14 protein-coding genes and 1 tRNA gene are annotated in these 14,323 nt (G+C 67.7%); 4 read left to right on the forward strand and 11 right to left on the reverse strand.

The window, feature by feature from the left end:
• Nucleotides 1–7: 7 nt before the first annotated feature.
• On the reverse strand, nucleotides 8–1,924 hold the full coding sequence (locus tag ASD71_RS14410; protein ID WP_056565044.1) for a sigma-54-dependent Fis family transcriptional regulator: 1,917 nt from the start codon (nucleotides 1,922–1,924) through the stop codon (nucleotides 8–10).
• A 200-nt stretch (nucleotides 1,925–2,124) separates the two neighbouring features.
• Between ASD71_RS14410 and adh the strand changes: the two genes are divergently transcribed.
• Entirely contained in the window at nucleotides 2,125–3,654 is a 1,530-nt protein-coding gene (gene adh / locus ASD71_RS14415) for an aldehyde dehydrogenase (RefSeq protein ID WP_056565046.1), read from the forward strand.
• Nucleotides 3,655–3,743: 89 nt separating this feature from the next.
• On the forward strand, nucleotides 3,744–4,121 hold the full coding sequence (locus ASD71_RS14420; protein WP_056565049.1) for a DUF779 domain-containing protein: 378 nt from the start codon (nucleotides 3,744–3,746) through the stop codon (nucleotides 4,119–4,121).
• 6 nt (nucleotides 4,122–4,127) lie between these two features.
• Here ASD71_RS14420 and ASD71_RS28235 read toward each other — a convergent pair whose 3' ends face one another.
• The 3 genes from ASD71_RS28235 to ASD71_RS14430 form a co-directional block, all read right to left on the reverse strand.
• Nucleotides 4,128–4,301 (reverse strand): hypothetical protein, encoded by a 174-nt coding sequence (locus ASD71_RS28235; RefSeq protein WP_175123724.1) that lies wholly within the window; start codon nucleotides 4,299–4,301, stop codon nucleotides 4,128–4,130.
• A gap of 84 nt (nucleotides 4,302–4,385) precedes the next feature.
• Nucleotides 4,386–5,036, reverse strand: coding sequence for a 2-hydroxychromene-2-carboxylate isomerase (locus ASD71_RS14425; protein WP_056565052.1), 651 nt, complete (start codon nucleotides 5,034–5,036; stop codon nucleotides 4,386–4,388).
• Nucleotides 5,033–5,254 (reverse strand): DUF2917 domain-containing protein, encoded by a 222-nt coding sequence (locus tag ASD71_RS14430; protein WP_082578893.1) that lies wholly within the window; start codon nucleotides 5,252–5,254, stop codon nucleotides 5,033–5,035. The genes ASD71_RS14425 and ASD71_RS14430 overlap by 4 nt, the downstream gene beginning before the upstream one ends.
• A 171-nt stretch (nucleotides 5,255–5,425) precedes the next feature.
• Here ASD71_RS14430 and ASD71_RS14435 point away from each other — a divergent pair, with 171 nt between their 5' ends.
• Nucleotides 5,426–6,343, forward strand: coding sequence for a LysR substrate-binding domain-containing protein (locus tag ASD71_RS14435; RefSeq protein WP_056565058.1), 918 nt, complete (start codon nucleotides 5,426–5,428; stop codon nucleotides 6,341–6,343).
• A gap of 35 nt (nucleotides 6,344–6,378) precedes the next feature.
• Here the strand turns inward: ASD71_RS14435 and selD are convergent, their stop codons facing one another.
• Complete coding sequence (gene selD / locus ASD71_RS14440; protein ID WP_056565061.1) at nucleotides 6,379–7,440, reverse strand: selenide, water dikinase SelD; 1,062 nt, start codon at nucleotides 7,438–7,440, stop codon at nucleotides 6,379–6,381.
• A gap of 111 nt (nucleotides 7,441–7,551) precedes the next feature.
• Between selD and ASD71_RS14445 the strand changes: the two genes are divergently transcribed.
• Nucleotides 7,552–8,154, forward strand: coding sequence for a TlpA disulfide reductase family protein (locus ASD71_RS14445; protein ID WP_056565064.1), 603 nt, complete (start codon nucleotides 7,552–7,554; stop codon nucleotides 8,152–8,154).
• A gap of 121 nt (nucleotides 8,155–8,275) precedes the next feature.
• Here the strand turns inward: ASD71_RS14445 and ASD71_RS14450 are convergent.
• From ASD71_RS14450 to fdxH, 6 genes are all read right to left on the reverse strand, one after another.
• Nucleotides 8,276–8,371: transfer RNA gene (locus ASD71_RS14450), tRNA-Sec, on the reverse strand.
• 12 nt (nucleotides 8,372–8,383) lie between these two features.
• Entirely contained in the window at nucleotides 8,384–10,330 is a 1,947-nt protein-coding gene (gene selB / locus ASD71_RS14455) for a selenocysteine-specific translation elongation factor (protein ID WP_056565066.1), read from the reverse strand.
• Nucleotides 10,327–11,757, reverse strand: coding sequence for an L-seryl-tRNA(Sec) selenium transferase (selA, locus tag ASD71_RS14460; RefSeq protein WP_056565069.1), 1,431 nt, complete (start codon nucleotides 11,755–11,757; stop codon nucleotides 10,327–10,329). Before selA ends, selB begins: the two co-directional genes overlap by 4 nt.
• A 24-nt stretch (nucleotides 11,758–11,781) precedes the next feature.
• Nucleotides 11,782–12,714, reverse strand: a complete 933-nt coding sequence (fdhE, locus tag ASD71_RS14465; protein ID WP_056565073.1) for a formate dehydrogenase accessory protein FdhE — start codon at nucleotides 12,712–12,714, stop codon at nucleotides 11,782–11,784.
• Nucleotides 12,715–12,791: 77 nt separating this feature from the next.
• Nucleotides 12,792–13,424, reverse strand: coding sequence for a formate dehydrogenase subunit gamma (locus ASD71_RS14470; RefSeq protein ID WP_056565076.1), 633 nt, complete (start codon nucleotides 13,422–13,424; stop codon nucleotides 12,792–12,794).
• Entirely contained in the window at nucleotides 13,417–14,316 is a 900-nt protein-coding gene (fdxH, locus tag ASD71_RS14475) for a formate dehydrogenase subunit beta (protein WP_056565079.1), read from the reverse strand. Before fdxH ends, ASD71_RS14470 begins: the two co-directional genes overlap by 8 nt.
• Between the last annotated feature and the right edge of the window lie 7 nt (nucleotides 14,317–14,323).

The following is a 14,323-nucleotide window of genomic DNA, read 5'->3' on the forward strand; positions in this document are numbered from 1 at the left end:
GCACCGGTTATTTCGGGCGCGCCAGGCCCAATGCGGCGGCGCGCCGGTACACCGTGCTGCGGTGCACGCCCAACGCGCGCGCCGCGCGGCTGACACTGCCGCCGTTTTCGGCCAATGCGCCGCGGATGGCGGCATCCGTCATGGCGTGCAGAGCGCCGCTTGCGCTGGCCGGTGCGGGCGCTGAAGTTGCCGCGCCGGACGGCTGCGCGTCAATCTTCGGGGCGCTCGCTGCACCGCGCAATTGCGCCGGCAGCATGTCTGCATCCACCCTGCCCGCCGGTCCCGCCAGCACATGCAACGTGCGCAGCACAGATGCCAGTTGGCGGTAATTGCCTGGCCACGAATACGCCGCGAGAACGGCTTCGATGGCGGGTGGCAGCGCGGGACCCGCGCCTTGCGCCGCCCACAGCTCGCGCAGCAATTCCAGGCGGTCGGCCCGCGCACGCAGGGGCTCGAGCGTGACGGTGTATTCGGCAATCCGGAAGTACAGGTCAGGACGCACCGGTGCATCCAGGCCTTCATGCGCAAGTGGCCGATGCGTCGCGCACACCAAGGTGAAGTCCACCCGCACGGGCCGCGCCGCGCCCAAGGGCGAGACCTCGCGCGTCTGCAGCACGCGCAGCAGGCGCGATTGCAGCAGCAGCGGCATGTCGCCGATCTCGTCCAGGAACAGCACGCCGCCGTGCGCCTGCCGCAACAGGCCCTTGCTGCCCTGACGGCGCGCACCGGTGAAGGCCCCGTCTTCGTAGCCGAACAATTCCGATTCGATCAGGCTTTCCGGCAAGGCGGCGCAGTTCACCGCCACGAAGGGGCCGGCCGCGCGTTGGCCGCGCGCATGGATCTGCCGCGCAAACACCTCCTTGCCCACGCCCGTTTCGCCCTGCAGCAGGATCGACACGCCGGCGTCCGCCAGATGCACGGCGCGCGCCAGCGCGCCTAGCGTCGCGGCATCGAAGCTGGGGGCCGGCGTTCTGGCCAGCGCACCGGGCGTGCGCGACGCGGGTGCGGCGGGCGGTTGCGGGGCGCGCGTGCGCGGCATGCGCAGCCGAGCGTGATAGACCGCGCCCGTCCGCGCATGTACCCTGCCCGAGGCATCCGGGCATCGTTCGATGTCGCCGTCGAACACGTCCGCGTAGCGGTACACGCCCAGCGCGGTCGCCGCCAGTGCCAGCGCCTGCAGCGCGCGCCGGTTGGCGCCGATGAGCAGGTCGCCCTGGAATGCCAGCAGCGCTTCGCCGGGCTGGCCCAGCCCGGCCGGGTCGGCATGCAGGCGCAGCACGGTGCATTGTTCATAAGCGCTTTCGAACAATTGATGTTCAATGCGGTCCACCGCCCCGCGCACCAGCGCCAGCGCATCGGGGCGCACGTCGCGGGCCTGGCTGGAGAGATCGAGCACGCCCAGCGTGCGGCCTTCACTGTCGGTGATGGGGACGGCAGCGCAGGTCAGGATGCGGTTGGGTTCGAAATAGTGTTCGGCGCCGTGCACGGCGATGGGCCGGCCTTCGACCAGCGCAGTGCCGATGGCATTGGTGCCGGCGGCGGCTTCGTCCCACGGCGCGCCGGGCATCAGGGCCACGCGCGAGGCCCGATGCGCAAAGCCCGTATCGCCGTCCGAGTCCAGCACCAGGCCCTGCGCGTCCGACAGAATGACGAGGTTGCCGCTGCCGCCGGCCTGGCGGCGCAGGTAGGCGATGGCGGGTTCGGACAGGCGGCGCAGCGCTTCGTTGCGCTGCTGGGCTTCGCGCAGTTCGCCCTGCGTCATGAGCTCGGCGCGGCGCACGCCGCGCATGTCAAAGCCCAGGTCGGCGCAGCGGCGCCAGGAACGCAGGATGGGTTCGGCAACCATGCCGCCCGGCACCGCGCCCTGCTGGTTGAAGAGCAGCCGCGCCTGCGTCAGCGTCTGCCGACCGGAGTGAGAAGCCATGTATGTCTCCTAGGACCGGCGTTCTGCGACGCCTGTGCTGCGACACCTGTTGCGCGACAACGTCGCGGATTGCGACATTGAAAAACTACTTTCGCACGCGTGCGGCAGGCTGTCCAGCCGGGATGCCCCGACTGGCATGCGTTTTGCTTGATACCGGACAGGCAGTCCACTGCCGCCATTCCAACGATACGGAGACAAGCATGGATATCGCGACCCGCGTTACCCCGGAGACCTACGGCACCCGCCTGGACCTCAAGACGCAGTACGACAATTTCATCGACGGCAAGTGGCAGTCGCCCGCGGATGGCGAATACTTCGACAACGTCACGCCGGTCACGGGCCAGACCCTGAGCCGCAACGCGCGCTCGAAAGAGCGCGACATCGAACTGGCGCTAGACGCCGCGCACCGCGCCGCGCCGAAATGGGGTTCGACCCCGGCTGCCGAACGCGCCCGCATGCTGATGAAGATCGCGGACGTGATGGAAGCCAACCTGGAACGCCTGGCCACGGCGGAAACCTGGGACAACGGCAAGCCCATCCGCGAAGCCCGCGCGGCCGACATCCCGCTGGCCATCGACCACTTCCGCTACTTCGCCTCGTGCATCCGCAGCCAGGAAGGCGGGCTATCCGAGATCGACCACGACACCGTGGCTTACCACTTCAACGAACCGCTGGGCGTGGTCGGTCAGATCATCCCGTGGAACTTCCCCATCCTGATGGCCGCGTGGAAGCTTGCGCCTGCGCTGGCGGCGGGCAATTGCGTGGTGCTGAAACCCGCCGAGCAGACGCCGCTGGGCATCCTGCTGCTGATGGAACTGATCGGCGACATCCTGCCCCCGGGCGTCGTGAACGTCGTGACCGGCTTCGGGCTGGAAGCGGGCAAGCCGCTGGCATCCAGCAAGCGCATCGCCAAGATCGCCTTCACCGGAGAGACCACCACCGGCCGGCTGATCATGCAGTACGCGTCGCAGAACATCATCCCCGTCACACTGGAACTGGGCGGCAAGTCACCCAACATCTTCTTTGCGGACGTGGCGGCGCAGGACGACGACTTCCTGGACAAGGCGGTCGAGGGCTTCGTCATGTTCGCGCTGAACCAGGGCGAAGTGTGCACGTGCCCCAGCCGCGCGCTGATCCAGGAATCGCTCTACGACAAGTTCATGGAACGCGCCCTGAAACGCGTGGCCGAGATCAAGCAAGGCAACCCGCTGGATGCCGACACCATGCTGGGCGCGCAGGCCTCCACCGAGCAGCTCGAGAAGATCCTGTCCTATCTGGACATCGGCAAGCAGGAAGGCGCGGACGTGCTGGCGGGCGGCTCGCGCGCGCAGATGCAAGGCGGGCTGGAAGGCGGCTACTACGTGCAGCCCACGGTGTTCAAGGGCCACAACAAGATGCGCGTGTTCCAGGAAGAAATCTTCGGGCCGGTCGTGGCGGTCACCACGTTCAAGGACGCCGATGATGCGCTGGCGCTGGCCAACGACACGCTGTACGGCCTGGGCGCCGGCGTGTGGTCGCGCGATGCCAACACGTGCTACCGCATGGGCCGCGCGATCAAGGCGGGACGCGTATGGACCAACTGCTATCACGCCTATCCGGCGCACGCGGCATTCGGCGGCTACAAGCAATCGGGCATCGGGCGTGAGAACCACAAGATGATGCTCAACCACTATCAGCAGACGAAGAACCTGCTGGTGAGCTATTCGCCGAAGAAGCTGGGGTTCTTCTGATCTGCCAGGCTTCTCCGCCTATCCCACGCCGCCTGCGCGGCCAACCTGCGCGCCGGGTCCGCCCGGCGCGCTCGCAGAGGAATCCCGCCATGCCAGAGCACACGCCACGCGTGGTTGCGACCGACGAGGCGCGCCAGCTGATCGACACCCTGCGCGCCAAGCACGGGCCGCTGATGTTTCACCAATCCGGCGGCTGCTGCGACGGCAGCTCGCCCATGTGTTATCCACAGGGCGAGTTCATGGTGGGCGGCTCGGACGTGCTGTTGGGCGATCTGGAAGGTTGCCCATTCTGGATCGGCGAAGACCAGTTCGCTTACTGGGAACACACCCAGCTTGTCATCGACGCCGTGCCCGGACGCGGCGGGGCGTTTTCGCTGGACAGCGCGGAAGGCAAGCGGTTTCTCTTACGGTCGCGGCTGTATTCCGACGAAGAGTGGGCGAATGTCGGACCGGTGACGAAGGGCTAGCGCGCCTTATCCGCGTTTGCCGTGGCCACCGCCCTTGGACAGGGTGTCGTCCTGAAGGCCGGCGCGTTCGGCCTGTTTCCATTGGAAGGACACCCGCCGGATGCGGGCGGCGCGAAATTGCGTGAACGAGCGGCCGCCCGGCATGGGCGCGCCGCGATAGGCGCTGCTTGCGTTTTTCATTGCTGTGATGCGTTGACGAAGAAACTTTTGATGCGGGGCCGGCTAGGTGCGGCCGGCTAGGTGCGGCCGGCTAGGTGCGGCCGGCTAGGTGTGCGCCCGCGGCGGCCAGGCGTTGGATGGCGCGGTGCGGCGCGTCCAGTCCAGCGCGTCTTCCAGGCGGTCGTTGCCCCAGAACATTTCGCCCTCCACGAAGAACGTGGGCGCGCCGAACACGCCGAGGTTGCGCGCGCGGTCCACCTGCTTGCGCAGCGCTTCCTTGGCGCCTTCGGTCTTGGCGCGGGCGATCAATGCATCGGCATCCAGCGACAGGCCAATGAGCAGATCGCGCACGACGTCTTCGGACTGAATATCCAGGTCATGCTGAAAATTCGCGCGGAACACCGCGACGCAGAAATCGCGGCCCCAGGGCTCGTTCTGGCCCAGCAACGCGATGCGCGCGGGCAGCACGCTCATGCGCGGAAAGAGGCGCGGACGGTTGTAGACCACGCCGTACTTCTCGGCCAGGCGGGCGATGTCGCGCATCATGTACGCGCCCTTGCCCGGAAACAGCCGGAAGGGCGTGTCGTTCCAACCCTGCGCCTGGAAGATCGGCCCCAGCAGAAACGGCCGCAGATCGACCTTGACCTCGGCCTCGCGCGCAAGCGTGTCGATGCGCTCGATCGCCAGATAGCTGTACGGGCTGGCGAAATCGAACCACATTTCGATGCGGGGCGTATCGGGCAAGGACGCGGTCATGTCAGGGACTCCGGTTGTAACGCGACCTGCGCATCCGGCAGGCCGCTGAGGACGACGTCGCGATCGCTGCGCACGGTCAGGGATTCGCCCGCTTGCAGCACGCTGTCATCGAAGCGGCGGTATTCGGAGATCCACACGGTGCCGGCGTGACACACGATGCGCAAGCCCGAAGCGCGCTTGAGCAGCATAGTCGAGCCGCCGGCCAAACGAAATGACATTCCCGCAGTGCAACATAACTGGATCATGGCGACCCTCCCGGCCGCAGCAGCGGCGATCGCGGCGGATGACCAAGATTCCGTCCGAGTCACCCAACGTCTGAGTCATATTGGACGCCCGCGGCGTACTATTGCTCAAGCGACTTTTCCGCCCGACACGCATGAGTTTTACGAATGCCATATCCGCTTGCGAAACTGCCACCGCTTGATCTTGTCCGCGGCTTTGTCGCCGTCGGTCGCCGCATGAGCATCACGCTCGCCGCGCAGGACCTGCATGTCACGCAGTCGGCGGTCAGCCGCCAGATTCGCGCGCTGGAAGCGCATCTGGGCGTGCCGCTGCTGGTGCGGGGGTTTCGCAGCGTCACGTTCACGGCCGAGGGCGCGCAACTCTTTCGAATGGCCGACGTCTGGTTAAGCCAGCTTGGCGACCTGACCGAACAACTCCGCGCCCCCGAACGGCGCACGCCCGTCACCGTCACCACCACCATCGGCGTGGCCTCGTTGTGGCTGCTGCCCCGGCTGGGCGATTTTCAGGCGGCGCATCCCGACATCGACGTGCGCGTAGCCGCCGACAACCGGCTGATCGACATCGACCGCGAAGCCGTCGACATCGCCATCCGCTACAGCGAGCGCAACTCGGTCTCCGATGGCGCCGTGTGGCTCTTCGGCGAATCGGTGGTGCCGGTGGCGCACCCGTCGCTCGACGCGCGCGAACTGGATGCGCGCGAGTTGCAGCGCCACGTGCTGCTGGAATTCGACGATCCCACGCGGCCGTGGCTGCAATGGTCGGAATGGCTGAACGCGCGCGGTCTGGGCCGCGTGCGCCCCAAAGGCATGCTGCGTTTCAACCAGTACGACCAGATCGTACATGCCGCGCTGGCCGGCCACGGCATCGCGCTGGGACGGCTGGCGCTGATCGCGCCCATGCTGGCGGACCGGCGGCTGACCCTCGTCGGCAGCCCCGCGGCCAGCGCCACCGAACACGCCTACTGGCTGGTGCGCAACGCGCGGCGCAGCACGCCCGATGCCGACGTCGTCACGCAGTGGCTGATGGATCAGGCGGCGGCGACCGCGCGGGATCTGGCGGACTGAGATGCCGCGCGTGATCGCTGGCGGATATCGCCGCTTCAGTCCACGTCGACCTGCGCCGGGCCGGCGGCCATCTCGCCAATCACGGCGGCTTGCCCGAAACCCTGTTCGTGGAAGATCTTGAGCACGGCGTCGGCGGCGTCCGGCGCGCACGACACCAGCAGGCCGCCCGAGGTTTGCGGATCGGTCAGCAACGCCCGCTGGGTGTCTGACACCCCGGCGCCCAGGCGCACTGATTCCCCGTACGACGTCCAGTTGCGGCCGGACGCGCCCGTGATCACGCCGTCTGCGGCGAACGCCTGCACGCCCGGCAGCCACGGCAACGCATCCAGCCGCACGCGGGCCGTCAGCTTCGCGCCGCGCGCCATCTCCAGCGCATGGCCCAACAGGCCAAAGCCCGTCACGTCCGTGATTGCATGTACGCCATCCAGCGCGGCCAGCGCGGGACCGGGACGATTCAGCCGCGTCGTCGTGTCGATCATCACGCGATAACCGTCCACGTCCAGCAGATTCTTCTTGAGCGCCGCCGACAGGATGCCCACGCCCAGGCCCTTGCCCAGGATCAGCACGTCGCCGGCGCGCGCGTCCGCGTTGCGCTTGATGCGGTCCGGATGCACCAGCCCCATCGCGGCCAGACCATAGATGGGTTCCACCGAATCAATGCTGTGGCCGCCCGCCACCGGAATGCCCGCATCCGCGCAGACCGATTCGCCGCCCTTGAGAATCTCGGCGATCACGCTGTGCGGCAGCACGTTGATCGGCATGCCGACGATCGCCAGCGCCATGATCGGCGTGCCGCCCATCGCGTACACATCCGATAACGCGTTCGTCGCGGCGATGCGGCCGAAGTCGAAGGGATCGTCGACGATGGGCATGAAGAAGTCGGTCGTGGCGATGAGCGCCTGCTCGTCGTTCAGCCGGTACACCGCCGCATCATCCGCGGTTTCCGTGCCCACCAGCAGGTTGGGATAGCTGGCGGCGGGGCCGAACCGCGCCAGCAGCGCCGATAGCACACCCGGCGCAATCTTGCAGCCGCAGCCGCCGCCATGCGATAGCGAAGTCAAGCGCGGCGCGTTTGTGGACGCAACATCCTGGGTCATCTCAGTCTCCGTGAGTCAGTCGGAAAAAGGATAGCACCGGCCCCGCGAATGGCCCTATGATCGAACGCAGCCAGGCCCTCGCCATTGAACGCTCGTTTGCAGGAGTCCGCCTTGATCAGCCGCCGCCGCCTCCTGCAGACCGGTCTGTCGCTCGCGGCGCTGCCCGCGTGGGCCGGCGCCGCGAATGACGCAACAAATAGTGCGAAAAATAGCGCTGCCGGTAACGCCGCGAATGGGGCGGTCAACAACGCCGCCGCATTGAAAGCCGCCACCGGCCCCGACTGGGTCGCGTGGACCGGCTCCACCCCGCCGCTCGTCCTTCCAGACATGGGGGGCCGCGAGCAAAAGCTTTCCGCGTGGCGCGGCAGCGTCGTCATCGTCAGCTTCTGGGCCACGTGGTGCGAACCGTGCCGCGACGAACTCCCCGTTCTGTCCACCATGGCCAAGCGGCATCGCGAAGAGGGCCTGCGCCTTGTCGCCGTCAACGTCGGCGAAGCGCCCGCCAAGATCTCGGCCTTCCTGAAAAAGACCCCCATCAACGGCACGGTCCTGCACGACCGCAACAGCGCGGCGTCAAAAAAATGGGATGCGGCGGCGCTGCCCGCCAACTTCCTCGTCGATCGTGCCGGCGCGATCCGGTATTGGCATCTGGGCGAGCTGGACTGGAAGTCGCACACGGTAGGCGGTGTGGTGACGCGCATGCTGCGCAGTTGATGGAGAGCAACGCATTTGCGCCGGTGTCAGACACCCGGACGCGGCAACGCACTGTGGCGGACATCTCGTAGGGGTGTCAGACACCTGCGTAGTGGAGGCGCGGGCGGCAGGAGAACACAAATGGCGGAAGGCAGCAGGAGTCGAACCTACCTGGGAGCGTCTGACGCCCCCAACCGGGTTTGAAGCCCGGCCGTGCCGCCGGGCACGAATGCCTTCCGTGGCGGACCGCCTATGATACCGGCTCGGCGGGCGGCTGCATCGCCGCGTACGCGCTTTCGCCGCGCAGCACATGCGTATCCCGCACCCGCCGCGTGTAGCCCACGCGATCGAAGAACTCCAGGATCTGGATCGCCCGCTTGCGGCCCAAACCCGTCACGTCCCGGAACACCGCGGCGTTCAGGCCCTGGGGCTGCGCCGCCAAGTCAGCCGCCAACGCCGCCAGCCTGCGCACCTGATCGCGGTGATAGAACAGATCCTTCACCACCTGCGCCACCTCGCCGCGCCGCAGCAGCTTGCGCAGCAGCTGGCGCACGGTGTCCTCCGGCTGCGCCTGCATCTTGGCCAAATCCCGCACCCAAGGCGGATCGAACGCGCCCGCATCCAGCAGCGGCAACAGCCGCGCGGCGAGCGCGGATTCGGCTTGCCCCAGCGTCGCGGAATGCGTGGGCAGATGCAGCCACGGGCCATTGCGCGCGATGCGGCCGTCGCGTTGCAGTTCGTCCAGCAGAGACGTCCACAGCGTGTCGGGCATCGCAGGGATCGCCATGCGCCGCAGCCGCGCGCCGTCCGGACCGGGTTCGTCGGGCGCGCTTTGGTGGAACGACGCCAACGCCTGCTCGGTCCGATCGCGCAGCGCCTTCCAATGCGCGGCCAGGATCAGCGTGCGCGCGCCCTGGGCGTTGCGCGGTTCGATCCACACCGCGCCATCGGACGCCGTGATCTCGCTGACCGGCAGACCCGTCAGACGCTGCAACGCCGACTCGTCCAGGCCCTGCGGCGCATGCGCCAGCACCGGCGCAAGGCCGCCGCCGTCCAACATGTCGGTCAGCGCCTGCAAGCCCGCCAACCGCGACGCCGACCGGCGTTTGCGGTCCGGGGCGTTGGGATCCAGCACCCGGCCGCCGCCCACCGTGCGCGTCGCCTGTGCGTTGCGCACGATGTAGCGGTCGCCCGGCATCGCGCAGACCGGTTCGTCGAACACGAGCTGCACCCATCCCGACTGGCCCGGCGCCAAAGACTCGGCGCTGATCGGCACCACGTGCGCCACGTGGCGCGCCGCGCCGATATGCACGTGCAGCGGCGCCCAGGCCTGCACGGGCGCATCCGCGGACGGCAGCAGCGTCAGCGCGACGTCGACGTGCTTGGAGGGCAGGAAGCAGCGCGCATCCGCGATCCAGTCGCCGCGCGAGATGGCGCTCTTGTCGATGCCCGCCAGGTTCAGCGCACACCGCTGGCCGGCCGAGCCGGTCTCGCTGGGCTGGTTCTGCGCGTGGATGCCGCGCACGCGCACGCGTGTGCCAGCCGGCATCAGGCGCAGATCGGTCGCGTCGTCGTCCGCGCGGACCTGGCCGGCGTGCGCCGTGCCGGTAACGACCGTGCCGTGGCCGGACAAGGTGAATACGCGATCCACGGCCAGCCTGAACAAGCCCGTGGCCTCGCGCCGCGCCACGGCTTGAGCCTGCGCATGCAGATATTCCTTGAGCGCCGCCACGCCCGAGTCACCGGCTTGCGCCGCACTCGTGCCGAACACTGGCGCGCCTTGCAGGAAAGTACCTTCCGCCAATGCTGCGATCTCGGCGCGCACGGTCTCCAGCTGCGCCGCGTCCGCGCGATCCGTCTTGGTCAGCGCCACCGCGCCGCGCGCCACGCCCAGCATCGACAGGATGGAAAGATGCTCGCGCGTCTGCGGCATGACGCCGTCGTCCGCTGCGACCACCAGCAAGCCGAAGTCGATTCCGCTGGCCCCGGCCGCCATCGTGTGCACCAGCTTCTCGTGGCCCGGCACGTCGATGAAGCCCAGCACGTCGCCGTTCGCGAGCGGCGTGTAGGCGTAGCCCAGTTCGATGGAAATGCCGCGCGCCTTTTCTTCCTTCAGCCGGTCCGTGTCCACGCCCGTGAGCGCACGCACCAGCGTCGTCTTGCCGTGGTCGATGTGACCGGCGGTGCCGACGATCATGCCAGCGGCTCCGCTAGCTGCGCCGCAAACGCCGCCTCGTCGCGGGCTTCCAGACAACGCAAGTCCAGCCACAGCGCGTCATCCGCGATCCGGCCGATGACGGGCACCGGCAGCTTGCGCAACAGCGTCTCCAGCCTGTCCAGATGCCGTCCGGGGCGACCGGTTCCCACATGGCGCACGGCCAGTCCGTAACTGGGAAGCTGGTCGATGGGGAGCGCGCCGCTGCCGATCTGGCTGAACATCGGCACCGCCTCGACCGCATAGCCCGGGCCCGCCGCATGCGCCAGCACGCCACGCAGCCGTTCGGCCTGCGGCTGGATATCGCGCAGCGGGCGAGTCAGGAGGCGCAGCGTCGTCAGCCGCTGGGCCAGGAATTCCGGCGCGCGGTACAGATGCAGCACCGGTTCCAGCGCGGCCAGCGTCAGCTTGCTGACACGCAGCGCGCGCTTGAGCGGATTCTTCTTGATCTTGCGTATCAGGTCGGCGCGGCCCACCAGCAAGCCCGCCTGCGGCCCGCCCAGCAGCTTGTCGCCGCTGAACGTGACCAGGTCGGCGCCCGCCGCGATGGTCTCGCGCACGGTGTCTTCCTTGGGCAGCCCGAACTGCGTCAGGTCCACCAATGTGCCGCTGCCCAGGTCCACCGTGGCCGGCAGGCCGCGCGCATGGGCCAACGCCGCCACCTCGGCGACGCTCACGCTTTTCGTAAAACCCGTCACCGCGTAGTTGCTGCAATGCACCTTCATCAGCATCGCGGTGCGCGGGCCGATGGCGTTTTCATAATCCGCCGCGTGCGTGCGGTTGGTGGTGCCAACTTCGACGAGCTTGGCGCCGGCGCGCTTCATGATGTCGGGAATGCGAAAGGCGCCGCCGATTTCGACCAATTCGCCGCGCGACACCACCACTTCGCGGCGGTCCGCCAGGGCGTTGAGCATCAGCAGGACGGCCGCGGCGTTGTTGTTGACGACCGTGGCGGCCTCGGCGCCGGTCAGCTCGCACAGCAGGTCGTCGATGAGGTCATCGCGATCGCCGCGGCCGCCGGTGTCCAGGTCGAACTCGAGGTTGGCGGGCGTGGTCAGCGCGCGCAACACCGACGCCACCGCTTCGTCGGGCAGCAGCGCGCGGCCCAGGTTGGTGTGCAGCACGGTGCCGGTCAGGTTGTAGACCGCGCGCAGGCGCGGCTGCGCGGCCTCGTCCAGCGCGGCCGACGTGCGCGCCGCCACCGCTGCCGCCTCAAGCTCGTGACGCGGCACGCCGCCATCCAGCGCGCGCTTGCGCAGCGCGTCCAGATCGCGGCGCAGAGCCGCCACCACTTGCGTGCGGCCGTGGGTTTCCAGCGCCGGCTGCAACGCGTCCGCGTTCAGCAGGCGGTCCAGCGAAGGGATGTCGGACGCGGCAGCAAGGCCGGCGCCGGACAGGTGATCTGCCATGCGAGACTCCGTCATTGAGCGGCGCTAGTCTTCGGCGCCATGCCACAGCAGCGGATTGCCGCTGGACCGCGAATAACCCGCCTCGCCCACCAGCACGTCCAGCATCAGGCTTGCCAGGTCGTCGGCCACCGGCTCCACGTACAGGTCCTTGTCCTGGTAGAAGATCTTGCGGTACGTGTGGCAGTTGTCACAGGTTTCCGCCTTGATGGCGGGCGTGCGGCCCTCGATGGACTGGTACGCGACCTTTTCCACGTCTTCGCAATGCGAGCACTTGACCCGCACCATGTGCCACTGCGTGGCGCACAGGCTGCAGCACAGGTAGCGATAGCCTTCGTACTGGCCACCGACGCGCACGATGCTGGCGACCGGCAGGCTGCCGCACACCGGGCACACGCCGAACGGGCTGGCGACAGGCAGTTGTTTGGGATCGAAGCGGTTGGCCAGGTCCGTCCAGTAGACCTGCAACGCCGCCATGACAAAGGGCGCGGCCGCGCTGTCCACGCCCTCGTCCTGCTCGGATAGCACGGCCTGCGCCAAGTCTTCGAGCGATTCGGGGTCGTCGGCCAGCGCGCGCCGCAGCGCGGCGCACACGTCGATGGCTTCGGCGGGCACGCCCGGGGCGCGCGACACGTCGTCCAGCAACTGGCCCAGGATGCGGCGCCACAGTGCATCGCGCGGCCAGCCGATGGCCTGCAGCGGCGGCATGCCGTGCGCCTGCGCGAGCGAAATGCGGTCTTCGCTGGCGGGCGGCGCCGCGCAGTCCTGCAGCGCGCGATGCTGGGCATCGACCAGATGCGCCATCAGCTGCAGGTAATCGCCCACCGGATTGCCATCGGCAAGCTGGCGCAGGCGCGCCGCCCGCGCGGCGAAGACGGATTGCCGTTCGGGCAGGGTGATGCGGGGAATGGCGTTATGGTCTAGCGCTTCGATCTCGCCGCGCGGAAGAATTCGCTGCAATTCTCGTCTCCAGAGAAACAAATACGGCTGCCAGCCTGCGACGAGGATAGCAGCCGTCGATCACGACATGCCGGGGATTACTTCTTTACCTGCTCCCGGAACCAGGCGCGATGGTGCTTCCACGCCCAGCCGGCGGTGACATAGCCGCGCAGCATTGCCGTGAGCGACCCCTTCACCCAGATCGCCGCGTAAATATGCACAATGATCGCGCAAATCAGCACCAGCGCACAAACCGCGTGCAGCACCGAGGCGCCGCGGACCACCCAGATCGGGAAGTAGAACGCGAAATACTCGCGCCAGATCACGATGCCGCTGACCATCAGCCCCAGCATGCACAGGATCAGCACGTAAAACAGCAGCTTCTGGCCGGCGTTGTACTTGCCGACCTCGGGCAGCTTTTCCTCGCGGTTCTCGACCACGTCGTTGAGCTGCCTGAGCCACTGGCGATCCGCCTTCGTCATGAGGTTGTGGCGCCACATGTGCCCGGCAAACACGGCAAAGCAGACGAACATCACCACCCCGATGAACGGATGCAGGATGCGCGTCCAGGGTCCGCCCCCGAACAGGTTGGACAGCCAATACATGGACGGATGAAAGAGCGCCAGCCCGGACAACGCGAGCAGGATGAACGTGAGCGCGATGATCCAATGGTTGGTGCGCTCGCCCGGCGTATAGCGCTTGATGCGGCGGTAGTGGCGGTCTTCACTCATGGCGCACCTCCTCTTCGGCCCTGCGTTCGTCTTCCTCGGTCACTTCGTTGCGGCCCACGCGCGCGTAGTGGAAAAAGCCCGCCAGCGCAGTGAACGCCATCGCGGCCAGACCCAGCGGCTTGGCCAGGCCCTTCCATAGCGACACCATCGGACTGATCTTCGGATCGGCGGGCAGCCCGTGGTACAGCCCCGGCTGGTCGGCGTGATGCAGCACGTACATGACGTGCGTGCCGCCCACGCCGGGCGGGTCATACACGCCGGCCTGCGCGAAACCGCGCGACTTCAGGTCCTCGACGCGTTCGGCCGCATGCTGGTGCATGTCGTCCTTGGTGCCGAAGACGATGGCGCCGGTGGGACAGGCCTTGACGCACGCGGGCTCCATGCCGACCGCCACGCGGTCGGAACACAGCGTGCACTTGTAGGCCTTGTTGTCCTTCTTGGAAATGCGCGGAATGTTGAACGGACAGCCGGTGATGCAGTAGCCGCAACCGATGCAGTTTTCCTCGTGGAAATCCACGATGCCGTTGTTGTACTGGATGATGGCGCCCGGCGAGGGACAGGCCTTCAGGCAGCCCGGGTCCTCGCAGTGCATGCAGCCGTCCTTGCGGATCAGCCATTCCAGGTCGCCGGCGGGGTTCTCGAATTCCGAGAAGCGCATGACGGTCCAGGAGTGCTCGGTGAGGTCGGCCGGGTTGTCGTAGACGCCCACGTTGACGCCGATCTCGTCGCGCAGGTCGTTCCACTCCATGCAGGCGCTTTGGCAGGCCTTGCAGCCGATGCACTTGGAGACGTCGATCAGCTTGGCCACCGAGCCCGTGACGGGTTCACGGATGCCCGGAGGCGGCGTGGTGGTGGCGGAGCGCCGCTTGATGTCCAGGGATTGCATTGACATGTCGGTT

The organism is Achromobacter sp. Root565 (assembly GCF_001427425.1).
GTDB classification, from domain to species: Bacteria; Pseudomonadota; Gammaproteobacteria; order Burkholderiales; family Burkholderiaceae_B; genus Achromobacter; species Achromobacter spanius_D.

Bases quoted from the DNA above. Each gene is read 5' to 3' on its own strand.
- ASD71_RS28235 (WP_175123724.1), bottom strand. From the start codon at position 4,301: ATGAAAAACGCAAGCAGCGCCTATCGCGGCGCGCCCATGCCGGGCGGC.
- ASD71_RS14420 (WP_056565049.1), top strand. From the start codon at position 3,744: ATGCCAGAGCACACGCCACGCGTGGTTGCGACCGACGAGGCGCGCCAG.
- ASD71_RS14425 (WP_056565052.1), bottom strand. From the start codon at position 5,036: ATGACCGCGTCCTTGCCCGATACGCCCCGCATCGAAATGTGGTTCGAT.
- ASD71_RS14430 (WP_082578893.1), bottom strand. From the start codon at position 5,254: ATGTCATTTCGTTTGGCCGGCGGCTCGACTATGCTGCTCAAGCGCGCT.
- adh (WP_056565046.1), top strand. From the start codon at position 2,125: ATGGATATCGCGACCCGCGTTACCCCGGAGACCTACGGCACCCGCCTG.
- ASD71_RS14470 (WP_056565076.1), bottom strand. From the start codon at position 13,424: ATGAGTGAAGACCGCCACTACCGCCGCATCAAGCGCTATACGCCGGGC.
- selA (WP_056565069.1), bottom strand. From the start codon at position 11,757: ATGGCAGATCACCTGTCCGGCGCCGGCCTTGCTGCCGCGTCCGACATC.
- fdxH (WP_056565079.1), bottom strand. From the start codon at position 14,316: ATGTCAATGCAATCCCTGGACATCAAGCGGCGCTCCGCCACCACCACG.
- selB (WP_056565066.1), bottom strand. From the start codon at position 10,330: ATGATCGTCGGCACCGCCGGTCACATCGACCACGGCAAGACGACGCTG.
- selD (WP_056565061.1), bottom strand. From the start codon at position 7,440: ATGACCCAGGATGTTGCGTCCACAAACGCGCCGCGCTTGACTTCGCTA.
- ASD71_RS14410 (WP_056565044.1), bottom strand. From the start codon at position 1,924: ATGGCTTCTCACTCCGGTCGGCAGACGCTGACGCAGGCGCGGCTGCTC.
- ASD71_RS14435 (WP_056565058.1), top strand. From the start codon at position 5,426: ATGCCATATCCGCTTGCGAAACTGCCACCGCTTGATCTTGTCCGCGGC.